Raw genomic sequence first — 22,051 nt, forward strand, 5'->3', positions numbered from 1 at the left:
TTCTAATCGGCGGTCAGGCTCTAAAGCCCGCTGCTTTCAGCTCAGAGCTTGATCTCGACGTCCACACCGGCGGCCAGGTCGAGCTTCATCAGCGCATCGACCGTCTGGGGCGTGGGATCCACGATGTCGAGCACACGCTTGTGCGTCCGAATTTCGAATTGTTCGCGGCTCTTCTTGTCGATATGCGGACCACGAAGCACGGTGAACTTTTCAAGCCGCGTGGGCAGCGGGATCGGGCCCAGTACCTGAGCGCCGGTGCGCTTCGCCGTGTTGACGATCTCACGCGTCGAAACATCGAGTACACGATGATCGAAGCCTTTCAACCGGATGCGAATCTTCTGCCTTTGCATTTTCATCCTCGTGCCTGTCGGCCGAATTAAGCGGGGCGCGGGCTTTTCCGCGCCCCGTAACTATTACTTCAACACCTTCGAGACGACGCCTGCGCCGACGGTACGGCCGCCTTCACGGATGGCGAAGCGGAGCTTCTCTTCCATGGCGATCGGCGCGATCAGCGTCACGTTCATCTTCACATTGTCGCCCGGCATCACCATTTCCGTGCCGGCCGGAAGCGTGACGACACCCGTCACGTCCGTCGTGCGGAAGTAGAACTGCGGACGGTAGTTCGTGAAGAACGGCGTGTGACGACCGCCCTCTTCCTTCGTCAGAATGTAGGCTTCCGCCTCGAATTCCGTGTGCGGCGTGATCGAACCCGGCTGGCAGAGAACCTGACCGCGCTCCACGTCCTCGCGCTTCGTGCCACGCAGCAGAACGCCGACATTGTCGCCTGCCTGACCCTGGTCCAGAAGCTTGCGGAACATTTCAACGCCCGTGCAGGTCGTCTTCACCGTCGGCTCGATACCAACGATTTCGATTTCCTCGCCGACCTTCACGACGCCGCGCTCAACGCGACCCGTCACAACCGTGCCGCGGCCCGAAATCGAGAACACGTCTTCGATCGGCATCAGGAACGGCATGTTGATCGGACGCTCGGGCTGCGGGATGTAGTCGTCAACCGCCTGCATCAGCGCCAGGATCGAGTTCTTGCCGATCTCGTCGTCACGCCCTTCGAGAGCCGCCAGCGCCGAACCCTTCACGATCGGGATCTCGTCGCCCGGGAAGTTGTAGACTGACAGAAGCTCGCGAACTTCCATCTCCACGAGCTCAAGCAGCTCAGGATCGTCGACCTGGTCGACCTTGTTCATGTACACCACCAGCGCCGGAACACCGACCTGACGGGCGAGCAGGATGTGCTCGCGCGTCTGCGGCATCGGGCCGTCGGCGGCCGAAACCACCAGGATCGCGCCGTCCATCTGCGCCGCGCCCGTGATCATGTTCTTCACATAGTCGGCATGGCCGGGGCAGTCGACGTGAGCATAGTGACGGTTCGCCGTCTGATACTCGACATGGCTCGTCGAGATCGTGATCCCGCGCGCCTTCTCTTCCGGCGCCTTGTCGATCTGGTCATAGGCCGAAAACGTCGCCCCGCCCGATTCCGCCAGAACCTTCGTGATCGCAGCCGTCAGCGTCGTCTTGCCATGATCGACGTGACCAATCGTCCCGATGTTGCAGTGCGGCTTATTGCGCTCAAATTTCTCTTTGGCCATCTCGGCGCTCCAATCCTTCTGGAACTAACTTCGATTAACTGATTAGGCGAGCTTCGCCCGAACTTCGTCGGACACCGCCTGCGGAACCTGCTCGTAGTGATCGAACTGCATCGAGTAGCTCGCACGGCCCTGGCTCATCGAGCGCAGCGTGTTCACGTACCCGAACATATTGGCAAGCGGCACCATCGCGTTGACGATCTGCGCATTACCGCGCTGATCGGTGCCCAGAATCTGGCCACGACGCGAGTTGACGTCACCGATGACGCCGCCGAGGAATTCCTCAGGCGTCACAACCTCGACCTTCATGATCGGCTCGAGGAGTTTCACACCGGCCTGCTGCGCACCTTCACGGAAGGCAGCGCGGGCGGCGATTTCGAACGCGAGCGCGCTCGAGTCGACATCATGGTAGGCGCCGTCGATCAGCGTCGCCTTGAAGTCGATCATCGGGAAGCCCGCGAGCGGACCCGAGTCCTTGACGCTCTCGATGCCCTTCTGGACGCCGGGAATGTATTCCTTCGGCACCGAGCCGCCGACGATCTTGCTTTCGAACACGAAGCCCGCACCCGGCTCCAACGGTTCGAGAACGATCTTGACGCGGGCAAACTGGCCCGAACCGCCCGACTGCTTCTTGTGCGTGTAGTCGATTTCGGCGCGCTTGGTGATCGCTTCGCGATAGGCAACCTGCGGAGCGCCGACATTGACGTCGATCTTGTAGGTACGGCGAAGAATGTCGACCTTGATGTCGAGATGGAGTTCGCCCATCCCCTTCAGGATCGTCTGGCCGCTTTCCGTGTCGGTCGAGACGCGGAATGACGGATCTTCACCAGCGAGCTTGTGCAGAGCAACGCCCATCTTCTCCTGGTCGGCCTTTGTCTTCGGCTCGACAGCGATCTCGATGACCGGCTCCGGGAATTCCATACGCTCAAGAATGACGGCATTCAGCGGATCGCAAAGCGTGTCGCCCGTGCGCGTATCCTTCAGTGAGGCGAGCGCGACGATATCGCCGGCATAGGCCTCTTTGATGTCTTCGCGGTTGTTGGCATGCATGAGAAGCATGCGGCCGACGCGCTCTTTCTTGTCGCGCGGCGAATTCAGAAGCGTCATGCCGCTTTCGACCTTGCCCGAATAGATGCGGCAGAAGGTCAGCGAACCGACGAACGGGTCGTCCATGATCTTGAAGGCGAGCAAGGCAAGCGGCTCGTCATCCGACGACCTGCGAACCGTCTCCTGTTCCGTCTTGACGTCGATGCCCTTAATGGCGGGCACGTCAACCGGCGACGGCAGATAATCAACAACGGCATCGAGCAGCGTGTGCACGCCCTTGTTCTTGAAGGCCGTGCCGCAGAGAACCGGGTAGAAGGCGCTCGTCTGCACAGCCTTGCGGATGAGACGCTTCAGCGTCGCGTTGTCCGGCTCGTTGCCTTCGAGATAGGCCTCCATCACCGTGTCGTCCAGCTCGACCGCAGCTTCGATGAGCGCGGCGCGAGCGGCAGCGGCCTTTTCCTTGAGATCAGCCGGGATCTCAATGATCTCCATCTTCAGATCTTTGTCGTCGCCCGACCAGATCACGCCGTTCATCTCAACGAGATCGACGACGCCCTTGAAGTCGCTTTCCGCGCCGATCGGCAGCTGCAGCGGCACCGGGCGCGCGCCAAGGCGCTGTACGATGTCGGTGACGCAACGATCGAAATCCGCACCGATCTTGTCCATCTTGTTGACGAAGACGATGCGCGGCACATGGTATTTGTCACCCTGGCGCCACACGGTCTCGGTCTGGGGCTCAACGCCTTGGCTCGAGTCGAGAACGCAGACAGCGCCATCGAGCACACGCAGCGAACGCTCGACTTCAATCGTGAAGTCCACATGGCCGGGAGTGTCGATGATGTTGAGGCGGTGGCCCTTCCAGTAGCACGTCGTCGCGGCGGACGTGATCGTGATGCCGCGCTCCTGCTCCTGCTCCATGAAGTCCATGGTGGCAGCGCCGTCATGGACTTCGCCGATCTTGTGGCTCACGCCCGTGAAGTAAAGAATGCGCTCGGTCGTCGTCGTCTTACCGGCATCAATGTGCGCCATGATGCCGATATTGCGATAATCTTCGAGCTTGGTCTGACGGGGCATGACTAAAGGCCTCAGAAGGACTGGTTACCAGCGGTAGTGCGAGAAGGCGCGGTTGGCTTCGGCCATACGATGCGTGTCTTCACGCTTCTTGACCGCGTTACCGCGATTATTGGCAGCGTCGAGCAGCTCGCCCGACAGACGACCGATCATGGTCGTCTCATTGCGGGCACGAGCCGCAGAGATGATCCAGCGGATCGCGAGAGCGCGCCGGCGATCGGGACGAACTTCGACGGGGACCTGGTAGGTCGCACCGCCGACACGCCGCGAGCGAACTTCGATCGCAGGCATCACGTTCTCAAGCGCCTCATGAAAAGTGCGAAGAGCATCGACCTTCGCCTTCTTTTCCATCTGGTCGAACGCGCCGTAGATGATGCTTTCGGCGGCGGACTTCTTGCCGTCGTACATCAGGCTGTTCATGAACTTCGCGAGGATCACGTCGCCATACTTGGCGTCCGGAATCACTTCTCGTTTTTCTGCGCGGTGGCGACGCGACATGTTCTAGTTCCTTACTTCGGACGCTTCGCGCCGTACTTCGAACGACGCTGGCGACGATCCTTCACGCCCTGCGTATCGAGCACGCCGCGGATGATGTGGTAGCGAACGCCGGGAAGATCCTTCACGCGGCCGCCACGGATCAGAACAACCGAATGTTCCTGAAGGTTGTGACCTTCGCCGGGGATGTAGCTCGTGACTTCAAAGCCGTTCGTTAGGCGCACACGAGCGACCTTACGAAGAGCGGAGTTCGGCTTCTTCGGCGTCGTCGTGTAGACGCGGGTGCACACACCACGCTTCTGCGGGCACGCCTCCATCGCCGGCACCTTGTTCCGCTTCACAAGCGGCTTCCGCGGATTGCGGATCAATTGGTTGATCGTGGGCATTGCTGCTCGCCTACTCGATCCAGTTGTTCAAAACAAAAACCTCGCGACATCCCTTTATTGAAGGGCTGCGCGCGGTCATGGGCACCACCCCCGAAGGTTTAGTGCCCAAATGCAGAGGACTCTGACATCGCGCCAGAGTCATGCGCCATTCCTCGTAGTCTGTTTACTGGCCCCAGTGTCTAGGTCCGGCCGGTATCGGCTCGGGTGCCCCTACTACCTGCGGCGAAAGTGGGCGGAAGTTACCCGCCACCCCGGGGGTCGTCAAGCCTGTTCCTTAAGAAAAGGAATGAAATCAGGGCTTTTCATCTTTTCGGGCGGTTTGTCGCGCTTTTATAGCCGAAATGGCGCACTCAAACCACTCTGACGGGGACAGCCCTGACCGTTTTGCGCCAGAATCAGCCGAGTCCGGGCCGAATCCGCGGGTCCCGCTACCCCGGGGGGCAGAATCAGTGCTTTCCCTTGGCTCCAGGCGCCTGGCACCCCAACCTGTCTCCCATGAGGCGTCTGATCGCGGGATTGCGGCATAGCCTGTCCGAGCCCTGGTCGATCTGGTAGTCCGCCATGCGGCCAAACTGAGCAATCAGACCGGCACATATATAGATGCCTTTGACCCGCTCATTGTAATAGGCCTCAGTACTCGCACCGCAGTTGACGAAGTTGATGCTGACCGGATGGGGCCAGGCAAGCAGCTCATTGAGGCGTGCCGCCATCTGGTCGACCAACCCGTCAGCCTTCAGGAGCGCATAGGCCGCCCGCGCCTCATCAGACTCCGGAGGATCGTATTTTACCGTAATCATAGGCAAGTCGATGCCCCTGCCCTTGTCCGGATGTGCCGGGCGCTTGCGATAGTGGTCATAGAGCCAGAATGTGGCCGCCCTGGCGCGGGCGAACTCGCGGTCGCAGAACCAGCCGCGCTCGACCGGCAGCAGCTCAGAGGGGCTGTCGAGAAGCAGCCCCAGCATCTCCTCATTAGCGCCGAAGACAAGGCAGTTGATGTTGTAGAAGCGCTGGATGGATAGCGGGTGATCATCCCAGTAGGAGCGCGCTTCGTCGCGGGATCGAGCACCTGCCATTCGTCGTACCATTCGGCGGAGACCATCAGCAGCCTGTCCATGCGCTGCGGGTCTGTGTCGACGCCATAGCGCAGGATCATCAGCATGGTGGCCAGCGTATCGGCAGACTCCTCCTCCCGGCCAAAGAGCGGCACGGCGAACTCCTGAAAGACGACATGGCCGACTTCGTGCAGCACGGTGAACTCGGTATTGGCGAGGATGAACTCGCGTCTGAGGTCGGCCCTCTCCGCCTCCGGGATCGCTCCAGCCTGCGCAGCAGCCACGCATAGCAGCGACAGCGCCATAGCCAGCGCAGCCCGTCCCAGACCCCCCATGTCCCCTCCAAATGAAACAGGCCGCCATGTTTCCATGACGGCCTGCAACTTCATAGCTGATTGGCGTCCTTAGCCAGCGTGAGTGCCGGCCGTCGTGGTGACGTCGACAACCACAGGCTCGCTCGCCTGAGCAAGCTGCGTGCCGCCCTGCTCCGCCGCGATCTTCTCGTCGCGCTTGTGCGCTTCCGCACGCAGGCGCTGGAGCATGCCGCCAGTACCAGCCGGGATGAGCCGGCCGACGATGACGTTCTCCTTGAGACCGATGAGCTGGTCGACCTTGCCGTTGACCGCCGCCTCGGTGAGCACGCGCGTCGTTTCCTGGAACGACGCCGCCGAGATGAAGGACCGCGTCTGCAGCGAGGCCTTGGTGATGCCGAGGAGCACGGGGCTCGCCGTCATCTGTTCCTTGCCCTGCGCAGCGAGCTTGGCGTTGATCTCGTCGAACTCGCTCCGGTCAAGCTGTTCGCCCGGCAGGTTGGTCGAGTCGCCCGAGCTTGTGATTTCCACCTTCTGCAGCATGTTACGCACGATCACTTCAATGTGCTTGTCGTTGATCGACACGCCCTGCAGGCGGTAGACGTCCTGGATCTCGTTGACGAGATAGGCCGCGAGCATTTCCACGCCCGAAATCGCAAGAATGTCGTGCGGTGCGGGGTGACCGTCGAGGAGGAATTCGCCCTTCTCGATGACATCGCCTTCCTGCACGCCGATATGCTTGCCCTTCGGGATCAGATACTCGATCGGCTCGAGGCTCTCATCGAGCGGGTGCACAATGATGCGACGCTTGTTCTTGTAGTCCTTGCCGAATTCCACCTTGCCGGTGACTTCAGCAATGATCGCATGGTCCTTCGGACGGCGCGCTTCGAAGAGTTCGGCAACACGCGGCAGACCGCCGGTGATGTCGCGCGTCTTCGCGCCTTCCGTGGGAATACGCGCCAGCACGTCGCCGGCATGAACTTCCGAACCGTTCTCGACGGACAGAATGGCGTCGACCGAAAGCAGGTAGCGGGCATCGTTGCCGCTGGCGAGCTTCAGGATCTTGCCGCTCTTGTCCTTCACGACGACGGCGGGCCGGAGTTCGCTGCCGCGCGGAGAAGCGCGCCAGTCGACCACGACGCGGCTCGAGATGCCGGTCGCTTCGTCCGCAACTTCGCGGATCGACACGCCTTCGACGAGGTCCTCGAACTCAACATGACCGTTGACTTCGGTAAGGATCGGCATGGTGTACGGATCCCACTCGGAGATACGCTGGCCACGTTCGATGTGATCGCCGTCGTCCACCTTGAGGCGCGAACCGTAGGTGAGCTTCTGGCTCGCCCGCTCGCGTCCCTGCTCGTCGAGAACCTGGACCTGCACGTTGCGGCCCATGACGATGAGCTGGCCTTCGGAGTCCTTCACGACGTTGCGGTTGACGATACGCACCGTACCCGAATGGTTCGACTCGACGAAGGACGAGTCGACCACCTGCGCCGTACCGCCGATGTGGAAGGTACGCATGGTGAGCTGCGTACCCGGCTCGCCGATGGACTGCGCGGCGATGACGCCGACAGCCTCGCCGAGATTGACCGGCGTACCGCGCGCAAGGTCGCGACCGTAGCAGGCGCCGCAGACGCCCGTGACAGACTCGCAAGTCAGCACCGAGCGGATACGGATCGACTGAACGTTCGCCGCCTCGATCACGTCCACATGGGACTCTTCGATGAGCGTGTTCTTCGCGACGAGAACGTCGCCCGTCACCGGGTTGAGCACGTCTTCCGCGGTCGTGCGTCCGAGGACGCGCGTACCGAGCGAGACGATGACTTCGCCGGAGTCGATCACGGCCTGAACCGTGATACCGCCCTCGGAGCCGCAATCGAACTCGGAGATGATCGAGTCCTGCGCGACGTCGACGAGACGACGCGTGAGATAACCCGAGTTCGCCGTCTTCAGAGCGGTGTCGGCGAGGCCCTTACGCGCACCGTGGGTCGAGTTGAAGTACTCGAGAACGGTGAGGCCTTCCTTGAAGTTCGAGATGATCGGCGTCTCGATGATTTCGCCCGACGGCTTGGCCATGAGGCCGCGCATACCGGCGAGCTGCTTCATCTGTGCGGGCGAACCACGAGCACCCGAGTGAGCCATCATGTAAATCGAGTTGATGGGCTTCTCGCGCTTGGTCTCCTGGTCGACCTGAACGGCCGAAATCTTCTGCATCATCACATCGGCGACACGATCCGTGCACTTGGCCCAGGCGTCGACGACCTTGTTGTACTTCTCGCCCTGAGTGATCAGACCGTCGATGTACTGCTGCTCATATTCGGTCGCGAGCGCGCGGGTTTCGCCCACGAGCTTTTCCTTCTCCTCGGGGATGACCATGTCATCCTTGCCGAACGAAATGCCTGCGCGGAAGGCTTGGCGGAAGCCGAGCGCCATGATCTGGTCGCAGAAGATGACCGTCTCTTTCTGACCGCAGTGGCGATAGACCGCATCGATCATCTTCGAGATGTCGCGCTTCGTCAGCAGACGGTTCACGAGATCGAACGAGACGTTCGGATGGCGCGGCAGGAGATCACCCACCATCATGCGGCCCGGCGTCGTATCCACGATCCGCGTGATCGGGTTGCCTTCGGAATCCACCGTCTTGTAACGCGCCTTGACCTTGGCATGCAGCGTGACGGCCTTGGCCTGCAGCGCGTGCTCGATTTCCTCCAGGCCGGAGAAAACCATGCCCTCGCCCGGCTCGTTGTCCTTGGCGATCGTGACGTAGTAGAGACCGAGAACGATATCCTGCGACGGCACGATGATCGGCGAGCCGTTGGCAGGATGCAGGATGTTGTTCGTCGACATCATGAGGACGCGCGCTTCGAGCTGCGCTTCAAGCGACAGCGGAACGTGCACGGCCATCTGGTCGCCGTCGAAGTCGGCGTTGAACGCCGCGCAGACCAGCGGATGAAGCTGGATCGCCTTGCCTTCGATCAGCGTGGGTTCGAAAGCCTGAATGCCGAGGCGGTGAAGCGTCGGCGCGCGGTTGAGCAGCACAGGATGCTCGCGAATGACCTGTTCGAGAATATCCCAGACCTCGGGACGCTCCTTCTCGACCAGCTTCTTCGCCTGCTTGACCGTCGCCGAAAGGCCCTTGGCTTCAAGACGCGAATAGATGAACGGCTTGAAGAGTTCGAGCGCCATCTTCTTCGGCAGGCCGCACTGGTGGAGCTTCAGCTCAGGGCCCACGACGATGACCGAACGGCCCGAATAGTCGACGCGCTTGCCGAGCAGGTTCTGACGGAAGCGGCCCTGCTTGCCCTTCAGCATGTCGGCGAGCGACTTCAGCGGACGCTTATTGGCGCCCGTGATGACGCGACCGCGGCGGCCGTTGTCGAACAGAGCGTCGACGGCTTCCTGCAGCATGCGCTTTTCATTGCGGATGATGATGTCCGGCGCGCGGAGCTCCATCAGGCGCTTCAAGCGGTTGTTACGGTTGATGACGCGACGATAGAGGTCGTTGAGGTCGGACGTCGCGAAGCGGCCGCCATCGAGCGGAACGAGCGGACGCAGTTCTGGCGGAATGACCGGAACGACCGTCAGGATCATCCATTCGGGCTTGTTGCCGGACTCGATGAAGGCCTCGATCAGCTTGAGGCGCTTTGCGAGCTTCTTCGGCTTCAGTTCGGTCGTCGCCTCGGCGATCTCCACACGAAGATCGGCGGCGATCTTCTCGAGGTCGAGCGCCATCAGGATTTCGCGGATCGCTTCGGCGCCGATGGCGGCCGTGAAGCTGTCCTCACCATACTGTTCCTGCGCGTCGAGATATTCCTCTTCCGTCAGGAGCTGACGCTCCTTCAGCGGCGTGAGGCCCGGCTCGAGCACGATGTAGTTCTCGAAATAGAGAACGCGTTCGAGATCCTTCAGCGTCATGTCGAGCAGAAGGCCGATGCGGGACGGAAGCGACTTCAGAAACCAGATATGCGCGACGGGCGCCGCGAGTTCGATGTGGCCCATGCGCTCGCGCCGGACCTTCGACAGCGTCACTTCAACGCCGCACTTTTCGCAGATGATGCCCTTGTACTTCATGCGCTTGTACTTGCCGCACAAGCATTCGTAATCCTTGATCGGCCCGAAGATACGCGCGCAGAAAAGACCGTCACGTTCCGGCTTGAACGTACGGTAATTGATCGTTTCGGGCTTCTTGATCTCGCCATAGGACCACGACAGGATCCGCTCGGGGCTCGCGATCGAGATCTTGATCTGATCGAAAGTCTGCGCGGGCACAGTCGGGTTGAAAATGTTCATGACCTCTTGGTTCATGCACGTCTCCTAGGGCCTCCAGGAAAACGGGGTTCGCATCTTCACGCATCCGTTGGGGCCGGCCGGATACGTTTGCCCCGTATGTCTAATTCTCACTTCCTCGCCGTTGGGCCGGAAGCTTGCGGCGCACACCGCATTCGGTGTACGCCGCATTGCGTTCTCTAGCTCGCCTGCGGAACCAGCAGCTCGACATTGAGGCCGAGCGACCGCATTTCCTTCACGAGCACGTTGAAGCTTTCGGGAATGCCGGCCTCAAAGGTGTCGTCGCCGCGGACGATCGCCTCGTAGACCTTGGTGCGGCCGGCCACGTCGTCCGACTTCACCGTGAGCATTTCCTGGAGCGTGTAGGCGGCGCCGTAAGCCTCGAGCGCCCACACTTCCATTTCGCCGAAACGCTGGCCGCCGAACTGGGCTTTACCGCCCAGAGGCTGCTGCGTGACAAGAGAGTACGGCCCGATGGAGCGCGCATGGATCTTGTCATCGACGAGATGGTGCAGCTTCAACATGTAGATGTAGCCGACCGTGACCTTGCGATCGAACTGCTCGCCGGTACGGCCGTCATGAAGAACGACCTGACCCGAGCGGTCCATACCCGCAAGCTCAAGCATCTCGACGATGTCGGGCTCATGGGCGCCGTCGAAGACAGGCGTTGCGATCGGGACACCGGCCTGAAGATTGCCGGCCATCTCGACGAGCTGTTCGTCGTCAAGTCCGGCAACCGTCTCGTCCTTGCCGTAGATCGTCTTCACCAGATCCTTGAGGTCCTTGATCTTCGCTTCGCGACGATAGACGTCGAGTGCGGCGGAGATCTTCTTGCCGAGTCTTGCGCAAGCCCAACCAAGATGGGTTTCGAGAATCTGACCGACGTTCATGCGGCTAGGCACACCGAGCGGGTTCAGCACGATGTCGACCTGCTGGCCGTCTTCGAGATACGGCATGTCTTCCAGCGGAACGATACGGCTGATGACACCCTTGTTGCCATGACGGCCGGCCATCTTGTCGCCCGGCTGCAGCTTGCGCTTCACCGCGACGAACACCTTGACCATCTTCATGACGCCGGGCGGCAACTCGTCGCCACGCTGCAACTTGTCGACCTTGTCGGCGAAGCGCGCTTCAAGGCGCTCCTTGCCTTCATCGAACTGCTTCTTCAGCGCTTCGACGTCAGTCATCGCCTTCTCGCCATCAACGGCGATCTGCCACCACTGCCCCTTCGTCAGACCGTCGAGCGTGGCCTGACCGATCTTCGAGCCGACTTCAATGCCCTTCGGACCCGCGACGACCTGCTTGCCGATCAGAAGCTCGGCAAGGCGGCCGAACACGTTGCGTTCGAGGATCGCGAATTCGTCGTCGCGGTCCTTCGCGAGACGTTCGATTTCCTCGCGCTCGATCGCCATCGCGCGCTCGTCCTTGTCAATGCCGTGCCGATTGAACACGCGCACCTCGACGATCGTGCCGGCGACGCCCGGAGGCAGGCGCAGCGATGTGTCGCGCACATCCGACGCCTTCTCGCCGAAGATGGCGCGCAGAAGCTTTTCTTCCGGCGTCATCGGGCTCTCGCCCTTCGGCGTGATCTTGCCGACGAGAATGTCGCCAGGGTTCACTTCCGCACCGATATAGACGATGCCGGCTTCGTCGAGGTTCTTCAGAGCCTCTTCGCCGACGTTCGGAATATCGCGCGTGATTTCCTCAGGCCCGAGCTTCGTGTCGCGCGCCATCACTTCGAACTCTTCGATGTGGATGGAGGTGAACACGTCGTCGCTGACGATACGTTCGGAAATCAGGATCGAGTCTTCGAAGTTGTAACCATTCCACGGCATGAACGCGACGAGCACGTTGCGGCCGAGCGCGAGATCGCCGAGTTCGGTCGAGGGACCGTCCGCGATGATGTCGCCCTTCTTCACCTGATCGCCCACGCGAACCAGCGGACGCTGGTTGATGCAGGTGTTCTGGTTGGAACGCTGGAACTTGCGCAGATTGTAGATGTCGACACCGGACTTCGCGCCGTCGAGCTCTTCCGTGGCGCGCACGACGATACGCGTCGCGTCGACCTGATCGATCACACCCGTGCGGCGCGCCGCAATCGCGGCGCCCGAGTCACGCGCCACCACTTCTTCCATGCCGGTGCCGACGAGCGGCGCCTCGGAACGGATGAGCGGAACGGCCTGACGCTGCATGTTCGAACCCATGAGCGCGCGGTTGGCGTCGTCGTTCTCGAGGAACGGGATCAGCGCCGCGGCCACGGAAACGATCTGCTTCGGCGACACGTCGATGAAATCGACCTGCTCCGGCGGCACCATCTCGAAGTCGCCGTCGATACGGCAGTTGACGAGTTCGCCTTCGATCTCGCCCTTCTTGCCAAGGGCGATATTCGCCTGGGCGACGCGGTAGCGCGCTTCTTCCATGGCGGAGAGATAAACGACCTCATCGGTCACCTTGCCGCCCTGCACGCGCCGGTACGGGCTCTCGATGAAGCCGTACTTGTTCACGCGGGCGAAAGTCGCGAGTGAGTTGATCAGACCGATGTTCGGGCCTTCCGGCGTCTCAATCGGGCAGATGCGTCCGTAATGCGTCGGATGCACGTCGCGCACTTCGAAGCCGGCACGCTCGCGCGTCAGACCGCCAGGTCCAAGCGCGGAGAGACGACGCTTGTGCGTGATCTCGGAAAGCGGGTTGGTCTGGTCCATGAACTGCGAGAGCTGCGACGAGCCGAAGAACTCGCGCACGGCAGCTGCCGCGGGCTTCGCATTGATGAGGTCATGCGGCATGACCGTGTCGATGTCGACGGAGGACATACGTTCCTTGATCGCCCTCTCCATGCGGAGCAGGCCGACGCGGTACTGGTTCTCCATGAGCTCGCCGACCGAACGCACACGGCGATTGCCGAGATTGTCGATGTCGTCGATTTCGCCCTTGCCGTCGCGCAGGTCCACCAGCGTCTTGATGACCGCGATGATGTCGTCCTTGCGAAGAACGCGCACCGTGTCCTCGGCGTCGAGGTTCAGGCGCATGTTCATCTTCACACGGCCGACCGCGGAGAGATCATAGCGCTCGCTGTCGAAGAAAAGGCTCTGGAAGAGCGCTTCGCCCGTTTCAGGCGTCGGCGGCTCACCGGGACGCATGACACGGTAGATGTCGATCAGCGCCTGGTCGCGGCTCGTGCACTTGTCCACCGCGAGCGTATTGCGGATAAACGCGCCCGTGTTGACATGGTCGATGTCCAGCGTGGCGATCTCGTCATAGCCCGCCTCGACCAGCGTCTCGAGGAGCTTCGCGGTCACTTCTTCGCCGGCCTCGGCGAAGATCTCGCCCGTCTCCATGTTGACGATTTCGTCGGCGAGGTAGCGGCCGAAGAGATCCTCGTCCTGGACGCGGAGTTCCTTGAGGCCGTCTTCGGCAAGCTTGCGCGCGAGGCGCGGCGTCATCTTCTTGCCTGCTTCGACGACGACCTTGCCGGTCTTCGCGTCGATGAGGTCGCGCTCGGGCTTCACGCCACGGAAGCGCTCCGCATCGAAAGGCACGCGCCAGCCGTCCTTCGCCTGCGAATAGACGACGCGGTTGTAGAAGGTGTGCAGGATTTCTTCGGCATCGAGACCGAGCGCAAAGAGAAGCGTCGTCACCGGCAGCTTGCGGCGACGGTCGATGCGCACGAAGACGATGTCCTTCGCGTCGAACTCAAAGTCGAGCCAGGAGCCGCGATAGGGAATGACGCGAGCTGCAAAAAGCAGCTTGCCCGACGAGTGGGTCTTGCCCTTGTCGTGATCGAAGAAAACGCCCGGGCTGCGGTGCATCTGCGAAACGATGACGCGCTCCGTGCCGTTGACCACGAAGGTGCCGTTCTCGGTCATGAGCGGCATATCGCCCATGTAGACATCCTGCTCCTTGATGTCCTTGACCGACTTGGCGCCCGTGTCCTCGTCCACCTCGAACACAATGAGGCGCAGCGTGACCTTGAGCGGCGCAGCAAAGGTCATGCCCCGCTGCTGGCACTCATCGACGTCGTATTTCGGCTGCTCGAATTCGTAGCGCACGAACTCAAGAGTGGCCGTTTCGGAAAAGTCGCTGATCGGGAAAACCGATTTGAAGACGGACTGAAGGCCCTGATCGGGGCGTCCGCCTTTCGGTTCTTCAACCTGCAGGAACTGGTCGTATGAATATTTCTGAACTTCGATGAGGTTCGGCATTTCCGCGATCTGCGGAATGCGCCCGAAGGATTTGCGAACCCGCTTGCGACCAGTGAAGGACTGCGTCATCTGTGCTCCTCGCAACGCTCTCATAAGAACGGCGGCCGGGCCTTGCTTCTGGACACCGAGCTGCCCGGTCAGTCTGCTCGGTCGTTTCACACGCCTCCCCCATTTCGGGGAGAGGCCGGGGCGAAGGATCACCTTCGCCCCGTCTCATGCAACAAGTCGAATTACTTGAGTTCGACCTTGGCGCCAGCCTTCTCGAGCTGGGCCTTGAGCTTGTCGGCTTCTTCCTTCGACGCGCCTTCCTTGACGGTCTTCGGAGCGCCTTCAACGAGGTCTTTCGCTTCCTTGAGGCCAAGACCGGTGATCGCGCGGACTTCCTTGATCACTTCGATCTTCTTGTCGCCAGCGGCGGCGAGAACGACCGTGAACTCGGTCTGGGCTTCGGCGGCCGGAGCGGCGGCGCCACCGGCAGCGGCGGCAACGGCGACCGGAGCGGCAGCGGAGACGCCCCACTTCTCTTCGAGAAGCTTCGACAGCTCAGCAGCCTCAAGCACGGTCAGGGCCGAAAGGTCTTCGACGATTTTTGCAAGATCAGCCATTTTTCATATCTCTCTAGGTTCGGTTGGTATCGGGTATCACGACAGCAGTCCCGTTCGGGGATCAGGCTGCTTCGCTCTTGGTGGCATAAGCGTTCAGCACGCGCGCCAGCTGGGCCGCAGGCGCCTGCACAACACCCGCAATGCGGGTCGCAGGCGTCTGGATCATGCCCAGAAGCTTCGCACGAAGCTCATCGAGCGACGGCAGTTCAGCGAGCTGCTTCACTGCATTCGCATCAAGGAGCGTCTCGCCCATCGCGCCGCCAAGGATCACCAGCTTCTGGTTGGTCTTGGCGAACTCGGCGGCAACCTTGGGGGCTGCGACCGGGTCTTGCGAATAAGCGATTGCCGTAGGCCCGGCGAACAGATCAGCGATCTTTGCGTTCGCCTTGGTGCCTTCCAGAGCGAGCTTTGCGATCCGGTTCTTGGTAACCTTGAACTCGGCGCCAGCCTTGGCCATCCGTTCACGGAGATCAGTCATCTCCGTCACGGTGAGGCCGCTGTAGTGGGCGACGACGACCACATTGGCGTTCGCGAAAACGCCGTTGAGGTGCGTCAAGAGCTCTGACTTTCCAGCTCTATCCACTTGCTCTCTCCGTGCGCACGAAACCCTCGTGCGCCTGGGGGCGGCTTCGCTCCGCACTTTGTGGAGCTCCGTCCGCCATTGGCATTTGCCGCCGTCTCGTCCCTCGAAGGCCAGCTTCGCGGGCTCTGACGAGCGGCGCTCACTTGCCTGTCCCGGGTTCCAACCGATCCCATTGGCCCTGAGGCCGATGAAACCGTTCAAACTCCCGTCTATTGCCGGCCGCTCTCTTCAGCGATTAAGCCTTGGCTCGCGCCTCGGCACCCGCAGTCTCGGACAGGTAAACGGACGATGGCGTAGCCACTCCGATCCAAGGATCGAAGTGTCCACGCTTCCCGTCCGCCTTGCCGCCCCGCCTCCGAAGAGGCGAAGCGGTAACTCTTGGGCCGCCAGCCCTCAGGCTGCGGCGATGCTCGCCGTATCGACCTTGAGCCCGGGGCCCATAGTCGAACTGATCGCGATCTTCTTGATGTAGGTGCCCTTGGCACCCGCCGGCTTCGCCTTCTGCACGGCGTCGATCAGCGCACGGATGTTCCCGGCAATCTGGTCTTCCGTGAAGCTGGCCTTGCCGACACCGGCCTGAACGATACCGGCCTTCTCGACGCGGAACTCGATGGCGCCGCCCTTGGCCGCTTTCACGGCTTCGGCGACATCTGGCGTCACCGTGCCGACCTTCGGGTTCGGCATCAGGCCGCGCGGGCCCAGCACCTTACCGAGACGGCCGACGAGCGGCATCATGTCCGGGGTCGCAATGCAGCGGTCGAAGTCAACCTTGCCCGAGAGGATCGTCTCGGCCAGGTCTTCCGCGCCGACGATATCGGCGCCCGCCTTCAGAGCGGCGTCCGCCTTGTCACCCTTCGCGAAGACCGCGACGCGAACCGTGCGGCCCGAGCCATTCGGCAGCGCGCAGACGCCACGGACCATCTGGTCGGCATGGCGCGGGTCGACGCCGAGCGCGATCGCCACTTCGATCGTCTCATCGAACTTCGCCGTGGCACGCTCCTTAACGAGCTTCACTGCGTCGTCAAGCGTGTAGGCCTTCTTGACGTCGATGCCCTCACGGGCCTTATCAATGCGCTTTCCAGCTTTGCTCATCGCCCTTACTCCACAACCTGCAGGCCCATGGAACGGGCGGAACCGGCAATAATCTTCGTTGCCTGATCGAGATCCTTCGCGTTGAGATCCGCGATCTTGGTCTCGGCGATTTCGCGGCACTGCGCGATCGTCACCGAACCGGCGGGAGCGCCGCGGCCCGGCGTCTTCGACGCAGATTCGATCTTCGCTGCCTTCTTCAGGAAGAAGGACGCCGGAGGCGTCTTCATCTTGAAGGTGAAGGAGCGGTCGGAGAAAGCCGTGATCACGACAGGAATGGGCGTACCCGCTTCCATCTTCTGCGTCGCGGCGTTGAACGCCTTGCAGAATTCCATGATGTTCAGGCCGCGCTGACCGAGCGCGGGGCCGATGGGCGGCGACGGGTTTGCTTGGCCCGCCTTCACCTGCAACTTGATGTAGCCTTCGATTTTCTTAGCCATTTCAATCCCCTTCCGGAAAACCCGGAGACATTGGGTTAGTGGTCAGCGACGCATCGGATCGAATGGGCCGATGCGTCTCCCACATAGAAGAACGGGTCAGAGCTTCTCGACCTGTCCGTACTCAAGCTCGACCGGCGTAGCGCGGCCGAAAATCGACACGGCAACCTTGAGCCGCGCCTTTTCTTCGTCGACTTCTTCGACGAAACCATTGAACGACGCGAACGGACCATCCGCGACGCGAACCTGCTCGCCGATCTCGAACGTGATCGACGGCTTCGGACGCTCCACGCCCTCCTGCACCTGATGCAGGATGCGATCGACTTCGCCCTGGCTGATCGGCTGCGGCTTGTTATCCGCGCCGAGGAATCCGGTGACCTTGGGCGTGTTCTTGACCAGGTGATAGGTCTGGTCCGTCAGATCCATCTTCGCGAGCACATAGCCCGGGAAGAACTTGCGCTCGGCATTGATCTTGCGGCCACGGCGCACTTCCACGACTTCTTCGGTCGGAACGAGAATTTCCTCGAACTGATCCGCAAGACCGTGCTGTTCAGCCTGCTCGCGGATCGACTCCGCAACCTTCTTTTCGAAGTTCGAGTAGGCGTGAATGATGTACCAGCGTTTGGCCATATGTCTTTCTTCCGAGGGACGTATCCCTGCTCTCAGCTTCCGATGCCCAGCACGAACGCGACGCCTGCCTTCAGGCCAAGATCGGCCAGAAAGAAGAACACCGTCGCAAAGGCCACCATGAGAAACACCATGACGGTCGTAATAACGGTTTCGCGCCGCGTGGGCCACGTGACCTTCGAGGTCTCGGACCGCACCTGCTGAATGAACTCAAGCGGATTGGTTTTCGCCATGATCTCTACAAGAGTCCCTTTATACGTACTGGCCCGCGGTTGGCAGGAGTGGAGGGGCTCGAACCCCCAACCCCCGGTTTTGGAGACCGGTGCTCTACCAGTTGAGCTACACTCCTAGTCCCGCCGACGCGAACGGATTACTTCAACACCTTCGAGACGACGCCTGCGCCGACGGTACGGCCGCCTTCACGGATGGCGAAGCGGAGCTTCTCTTCCATGGCGATCGGCGCGATCAGCGTCACGTTCATCTTCACATTGTCGCCCGGCATCACCATTTCCGTGCCGGCCGGAAGCGTGACGACACCCGTCACGTCCGTCGTGCGGAAGTAGAACTGCGGACGGTAGTTCGTGAAGAACGGCGTGTGACGACCGCCCTCTTCCTTCGTCAGAATGTAGGCTTCCGCCTCGAATTCCGTGTGCGGCGTGATCGAACCCGGCTGGCAGAGAACCTGACCGCGCTCCACGTCCTCGCGCTTCGTGCCACGCAGCAGAACGCCGACATTGTCGCCTGCCTGACCCTGGTCCAGAAGCTTGCGGAACATTTCAACGCCCGTGCAGGTCGTCTTCACCGTCGGCTTGATACCAACGATTTCGATTTCCTCGCCGACCTTCACGACGCCGCGCTCAACGCGACCCGTCACAACCGTGCCGCGGCCCGAAATCGAGAACACGTCTTCGATCGGCATCAGGAACGGCATGTTGATCGGACGCTCGGGCTGCGGGATGTAGTCGTCAACCGCCTGCATCAGCGCCAGGATCGAGTTCTTGCCGATCTCGTCGTCACGCCCTTCGAGAGCCGCCAGCGCCGAACCCTTCACGATCGGGATCTCGTCGCCCGGGAAGTTGTAGACCGACAGAAGCTCGCGAACTTCCATCTCCACGAGCTCAAGCAGCTCAGGATCGTCGACCTGGTCGACCTTGTTCATGTACACCACCAGCGCCGGAACACCGACCTGACGGGCGAGCAGGATGTGCTCGCGCGTCTGCGGCATCGGGCCGTCGGCGGCCGAAACCACCAGGATCGCGCCGTCCATCTGCGCCGCGCCCGTGATCATGTTCTTCACATAGTCGGCATGGCCGGGGCAGTCGACGTGAGCATAGTGACGGTTCGCCGTCTGATACTCGACATGGCTCGTCGAGATCGTGATCCCGCGCGCCTTCTCTTCCGGCGCCTTGTCGATCTGGTCATAGGCCGAAAACGTCGCCCCGCCCGATTCCGCCAGAACCTTCGTGATCGCAGCCGTCAGCGTCGTCTTGCCATGATCGACGTGACCAATCGTCCCGATGTTGCAGTGCGGCTTATTGCGCTCAAATTTCTCTTTGGCCATCGGATTCTCTTACCTCGGTTGGTCTGATCGACTGGTCGAACGCTTCTAGTTACTGCCACGCGACGGACGACGGATTGGAGCGGGTGAAGGGAATCGAACCCTCGTCGTAAGCTTGGAAGGCTTCTGCTCTACCATTGAGCTACACCCGCCTGACCGTATTCCCTCGTTCCGCTACATCGGATCCCTTTAACAGGGATGGTGGAGGGGGTTGGATTCGAACCAACGTAGGCTTAGCCAACGGATTTACAGTCCGTCCCCTTTAGCCACTCGGGCACCCCTCCGTGTCCGATGTCAAATGTTGTGAAATCCCAATAAGTTCGCTGCCGCCGCCGTGCTTGGAGCACGGGCCGCTTTATTGAGCTTTGCCGCCGTGCTGTCAACTCATTTCCAGTCTCAAAAGCGTATAACGCCCCGCAGCGTCCTCAGCTTTCTGGTCGTCTTGCTGAAGGCACTGTTGGGCGAGGCGTTTGCATGAGCCCGGACGGCGCAATATAAGCGCCCCTATGAACAAGCGCAAGCGACCCGGCTCGGCCGGACAAAAGCCTTCGGGCCTCGAAGACCGGAATCGCGGCCCTCGCGGCCAGGGCGGAGCCCATTCGCAGCCCCGAGGGCCGCAGCGCGGCCACAAGGGCGGCGGAGATGAGGGGTTTCTTTATGGATTTCATGCAGTTAGCGCCGCACTCCGAAATCCTGTGCGAAGAGCGCAAAGGCTTCTCCTCACCCGGAATGCGGAAGCAGAACTGGCCTCGCAGGGCCTCAGCCTCGGCAAGGACCTGCCCATTCAGGCCGAAATCCTCGGCGGAGACGAGATCGCCGCCCTTCTCCCGCCGGGCGCCGTGCATCAGGGAATCGCGCTTAAAGTAACGCCCCTGCCCGAGCTCACCGTGGATGAGGCCTGCGACGGTGCGTCCCGAGTGGTTGTGCTCGATCAGGTAACGGACCCGCATAATTTCGGGGCGATTCTGCGCTCTGCGGCCGTTTTCGGCGCCGGCGCCCTCATCACGACCGACCGGAACAGTCCGCCTCTGGGCGGCGTACTCGCCAAGGCGGCCTCGGGCGGACTCGAAAAGGTACGAATCGCCAAGGTGACAAACCTCGTCCGGGCCATCGACGAGCTGAAGGATCTCGGTTTCGAGGTCATCGGCCTTGATGGCGAAGGCGAGGTCTCGCTGCCTGAGTTCAAGACCGGGCCGAAGACCGCCCTCGTCCTCGGCGCGGAAGGTGCGGGGCTCCGCCGCCTCACCCGCGAGCATTGCGACGTCCTGGCCCGCCTGCCCGCTTCCGGCGAGATGAGAAGCCTCAACGTCTCGAACGCAGCCGCCGTCGCGCTCTACGAACTGGCTCGCCGGGCCTGATCGGGCGCCCGATCAGCGCGGCGGCTGATTGAGCAAGTATGGCGCGACGATGATCCGCTTCAGCCGCCAGCCGAGATTCCATTCGAGCAGATAGATCGTCTGGTGGTCGGTGGCGGAGCCTTCCGGTCCGATATCCATGCGGAAGACGAGCGGGCTCCCTTCAAAGAAGGCATATCGAATCTGTCCCATCGGGTCAGAGCCGCCAAAGCCGCTCCTCGCCATATCGGAAAGGGTGCTCGGATTAATCTGCGCGTCGACCATACGGTCGATCATCGCGCCGCTCATCGCCTGAGAGAGCGCCTGAACGCGCGGATCGGGCGCGATGATCTTGTTCGTATATGCGGCCTTGAGATCGTCGCGGATCCCCTCACGCACCGAGGTCCAGTCTACCAGCGAGGCGAGCCGCACCTTGTCGCCGCGGTCGAGCGATATCTGGAGATCGTAGATCGCCCAGTACGCCCAGGCCGTCCAAAGCGTCGCGAAGACGACGAGGCATACGACATAAGGCGCAGAGCGCCCAAGGCGCCCGCTGGCGACCGTCCAGGCCAGACCACCCGCGAGAGCAGCGGCAAGCGCCGTTCCCAAGCCCCAATAAACCGGATTACCCACGCTGATCCCCCCAACACGCGACGGCGCAATCTACGCTGTCGTGCGCGGGAGTTCCAAAGCTCATTTCCAGCCCCCACCCCCGACGCTGCTTGCAGCCACGCAATCATGAAAGTATGTTCCGCCCGCAATCACCCGCGCCAAGGCCGGGACGGTCGCCCTTGTAGCTCAGTTGGTAGAGCACCTGATTTGTAATCAGGGGGTCGCGGGTTCGAATCCTGCCGGGGGCACCAGTCTTTTCAATGACTTAGATAGCGCGGACTTACGACGCTTCGGTGGTTAGCTACCATATAGCTACCAAACGCTGGCTCCGCGCTCGCCTCCCGAGTTCCACGTCCTATTGCACTTGCCGGTCTGCCTCTGCCGCGGACTGGAGCGCCCCCTAAACTTACTTGACATTCTGTCTGTAAGAGGGCGGCTTTGCGCCGATATCGTTGAAAAACTCAGCCCAATAACTATTCATTGAGCTGTTTCAGCGGCTCTCCGGTGATGAGGATCGGTTATCTGCCCCGCACTTTCGCGCGGGGTATCCATTCGGGCCGCTTTTATACGGCGATGGCGCCATGTGGTGGCGTTGGTGGCCTGAGCTTCGCCAGCCTCCTCAGGTTCTGGGCGGTTGCGGCAAGCAGGAACTCGTCTCGCGCACCACATGGACCTCGCAGCCTCAAACGCGCCATCCGGAGAATGCGTTTGAGGTGAGCAAAGAGCATCTCGACCTTCTTGCGGCGATGCCGGGAGC

The 22,051-nt window shown here is 61.4% G+C and carries 18 protein-coding genes, 4 tRNA genes and 1 pseudogene; 2 read left to right on the plus strand and 21 right to left on the minus strand.

The window, feature by feature from the left end:
* Positions 1–41: 41 nt before the first annotated feature.
* The 19 genes and pseudogenes from rpsJ to F2P47_RS09825 form a co-directional block, all read right to left on the minus strand.
* Entirely contained in the window at positions 42–350 is a 309-nt protein-coding gene (gene rpsJ / locus F2P47_RS09735) for a 30S ribosomal protein S10 (protein ID WP_012111657.1), read from the minus strand.
* Between the two features lie 63 nt (positions 351–413).
* Positions 414–1,604: an elongation factor Tu gene (gene tuf, locus F2P47_RS09740; protein ID WP_152216159.1), complete on the minus strand. Its 1,191-nt coding sequence runs from the start codon at positions 1,602–1,604 to the stop codon at positions 414–416.
* 42 nt (positions 1,605–1,646) lie between these two features.
* Entirely contained in the window at positions 1,647–3,722 is a 2,076-nt protein-coding gene (fusA, locus tag F2P47_RS09745; protein ID WP_152216160.1) for an elongation factor G, read from the minus strand.
* 24 nt (positions 3,723–3,746) lie between these two features.
* The gene (gene rpsG, locus F2P47_RS09750; protein ID WP_152216161.1) at positions 3,747–4,217 is read right to left on the minus strand and encodes a 30S ribosomal protein S7; all 471 of its coding nucleotides are present in this window, start codon (positions 4,215–4,217) and stop codon (positions 3,747–3,749) included.
* An 11-nt stretch (positions 4,218–4,228) separates the two neighbouring features.
* On the minus strand, positions 4,229–4,600 hold the full coding sequence (gene rpsL, locus F2P47_RS09755) for a 30S ribosomal protein S12 (RefSeq protein WP_152216162.1): 372 nt from the start codon (positions 4,598–4,600) through the stop codon (positions 4,229–4,231).
* Between the two features lie 446 nt (positions 4,601–5,046).
* A complete protein-coding gene (locus tag F2P47_RS09760) occupies positions 5,047–5,673 on the minus strand; it encodes a DUF4344 domain-containing metallopeptidase (protein WP_185681050.1) in 627 nt (208 codons plus the stop codon).
* A gap of 14 nt (positions 5,674–5,687) precedes the next feature.
* A pseudogene (locus F2P47_RS18125) lies at positions 5,688–6,041 on the minus strand (DUF4344 domain-containing metallopeptidase); the annotation flags it as partial.
* 15 nt (positions 6,042–6,056) lie between these two features.
* Positions 6,057–10,268, minus strand: a complete 4,212-nt coding sequence (rpoC, locus tag F2P47_RS09770) for a DNA-directed RNA polymerase subunit beta' (RefSeq protein WP_152216165.1) — start codon at positions 10,266–10,268, stop codon at positions 6,057–6,059.
* 161 nt (positions 10,269–10,429) lie between these two features.
* On the minus strand, positions 10,430–14,518 hold the full coding sequence (gene rpoB / locus F2P47_RS09775; protein ID WP_152216166.1) for a DNA-directed RNA polymerase subunit beta: 4,089 nt from the start codon (positions 14,516–14,518) through the stop codon (positions 10,430–10,432).
* Between the two features lie 161 nt (positions 14,519–14,679).
* Positions 14,680–15,054, minus strand: coding sequence for a 50S ribosomal protein L7/L12 (gene rplL, locus F2P47_RS09780; RefSeq protein WP_152216167.1), 375 nt, complete (start codon positions 15,052–15,054; stop codon positions 14,680–14,682).
* A gap of 61 nt (positions 15,055–15,115) precedes the next feature.
* Entirely contained in the window at positions 15,116–15,637 is a 522-nt protein-coding gene (gene rplJ, locus F2P47_RS09785; RefSeq protein ID WP_152216168.1) for a 50S ribosomal protein L10, read from the minus strand.
* Positions 15,638–16,030: 393 nt separating this feature from the next.
* Positions 16,031–16,729 (minus strand): 50S ribosomal protein L1, encoded by a 699-nt coding sequence (gene rplA, locus F2P47_RS09790; RefSeq protein WP_152216169.1) that lies wholly within the window; start codon positions 16,727–16,729, stop codon positions 16,031–16,033.
* A 5-nt stretch (positions 16,730–16,734) separates the two neighbouring features.
* The gene (rplK, locus tag F2P47_RS09795; RefSeq protein WP_152216170.1) at positions 16,735–17,166 is read right to left on the minus strand and encodes a 50S ribosomal protein L11; all 432 of its coding nucleotides are present in this window, start codon (positions 17,164–17,166) and stop codon (positions 16,735–16,737) included.
* 96 nt (positions 17,167–17,262) lie between these two features.
* Positions 17,263–17,793, minus strand: coding sequence for a transcription termination/antitermination protein NusG (nusG, locus tag F2P47_RS09800; RefSeq protein WP_152216171.1), 531 nt, complete (start codon positions 17,791–17,793; stop codon positions 17,263–17,265).
* A 32-nt stretch (positions 17,794–17,825) separates the two neighbouring features.
* The gene (gene secE / locus F2P47_RS09805) at positions 17,826–18,023 is read right to left on the minus strand and encodes a preprotein translocase subunit SecE (protein WP_152216172.1); all 198 of its coding nucleotides are present in this window, start codon (positions 18,021–18,023) and stop codon (positions 17,826–17,828) included.
* Between the two features lie 40 nt (positions 18,024–18,063).
* Positions 18,064–18,139 (minus strand) — tRNA-Trp (locus F2P47_RS09810).
* Positions 18,140–18,160: 21 nt separating this feature from the next.
* On the minus strand, positions 18,161–19,351 hold the full coding sequence (gene tuf, locus F2P47_RS09815; RefSeq protein WP_152216173.1) for an elongation factor Tu: 1,191 nt from the start codon (positions 19,349–19,351) through the stop codon (positions 18,161–18,163).
* A gap of 75 nt (positions 19,352–19,426) precedes the next feature.
* Positions 19,427–19,500 (minus strand) — tRNA-Gly (locus F2P47_RS09820).
* A gap of 47 nt (positions 19,501–19,547) precedes the next feature.
* Positions 19,548–19,632, minus strand: a tRNA-Tyr gene (locus F2P47_RS09825).
* 411 nt (positions 19,633–20,043) lie between these two features.
* Here F2P47_RS09825 and F2P47_RS09830 point away from each other — a divergent pair.
* On the plus strand, positions 20,044–20,706 hold the full coding sequence (locus tag F2P47_RS09830) for a TrmH family RNA methyltransferase (RefSeq protein WP_246176819.1): 663 nt from the start codon (positions 20,044–20,046) through the stop codon (positions 20,704–20,706).
* A 12-nt stretch (positions 20,707–20,718) separates the two neighbouring features.
* Here the strand turns inward: F2P47_RS09830 and F2P47_RS09835 are convergent, their stop codons facing one another.
* Complete coding sequence (locus F2P47_RS09835) at positions 20,719–21,315, minus strand: DUF2939 domain-containing protein (RefSeq protein WP_185681051.1); 597 nt, start codon at positions 21,313–21,315, stop codon at positions 20,719–20,721.
* Between the two features lie 154 nt (positions 21,316–21,469).
* Here F2P47_RS09835 and F2P47_RS09840 point away from each other — a divergent pair.
* Positions 21,470–21,545, plus strand: a tRNA-Thr gene (locus F2P47_RS09840).
* Between the two features lie 312 nt (positions 21,546–21,857).
* On the opposite strand, the gene F2P47_RS09845 is transcribed toward F2P47_RS09840, so the two are convergent.
* Positions 21,858–22,051 (minus strand): transposase (locus tag F2P47_RS09845; protein WP_185681052.1); only part of this gene is annotated, 194 nt, incomplete at its 5' end.

Source organism: Parvibaculum sedimenti (assembly GCF_009184905.1).
GTDB lineage: Bacteria > Pseudomonadota > Alphaproteobacteria > Parvibaculales > Parvibaculaceae > Parvibaculum > Parvibaculum sedimenti.

Bases quoted from the DNA above. Each gene is read 5' to 3' on its own strand.
- tuf (WP_152216159.1), bottom strand. From the start codon at position 1,604: ATGGCCAAAGAGAAATTTGAGCGCAATAAGCCGCACTGCAACATCGGG.
- rpsL (WP_152216162.1), bottom strand. From the start codon at position 4,600: ATGCCCACGATCAACCAATTGATCCGCAATCCGCGGAAGCCGCTTGTG.
- tuf (WP_152216173.1), bottom strand. From the start codon at position 19,351: ATGGCCAAAGAGAAATTTGAGCGCAATAAGCCGCACTGCAACATCGGG.
- rpoC (WP_152216165.1), bottom strand. From the start codon at position 10,268: ATGAACCAAGAGGTCATGAACATTTTCAACCCGACTGTGCCCGCGCAG.
- rpsJ (WP_012111657.1), bottom strand. From the start codon at position 350: ATGCAAAGGCAGAAGATTCGCATCCGGTTGAAAGGCTTCGATCATCGT.
- secE (WP_152216172.1), bottom strand. From the start codon at position 18,023: ATGGCGAAAACCAATCCGCTTGAGTTCATTCAGCAGGTGCGGTCCGAG.
- fusA (WP_152216160.1), bottom strand. From the start codon at position 3,722: ATGCCCCGTCAGACCAAGCTCGAAGATTATCGCAATATCGGCATCATG.
- F2P47_RS09760 (WP_185681050.1), bottom strand. From the start codon at position 5,673: ATGGCAGGTGCTCGATCCCGCGACGAAGCGCGCTCCTACTGGGATGAT.
- rplK (WP_152216170.1), bottom strand. From the start codon at position 17,166: ATGGCTAAGAAAATCGAAGGCTACATCAAGTTGCAGGTGAAGGCGGGC.
- rplL (WP_152216167.1), bottom strand. From the start codon at position 15,054: ATGGCTGATCTTGCAAAAATCGTCGAAGACCTTTCGGCCCTGACCGTG.
- rpsG (WP_152216161.1), bottom strand. From the start codon at position 4,217: ATGTCGCGTCGCCACCGCGCAGAAAAACGAGAAGTGATTCCGGACGCC.
- nusG (WP_152216171.1), bottom strand. From the start codon at position 17,793: ATGGCCAAACGCTGGTACATCATTCACGCCTACTCGAACTTCGAAAAG.
- rplA (WP_152216169.1), bottom strand. From the start codon at position 16,729: ATGAGCAAAGCTGGAAAGCGCATTGATAAGGCCCGTGAGGGCATCGAC.
- rpoB (WP_152216166.1), bottom strand. From the start codon at position 14,518: ATGACGCAGTCCTTCACTGGTCGCAAGCGGGTTCGCAAATCCTTCGGG.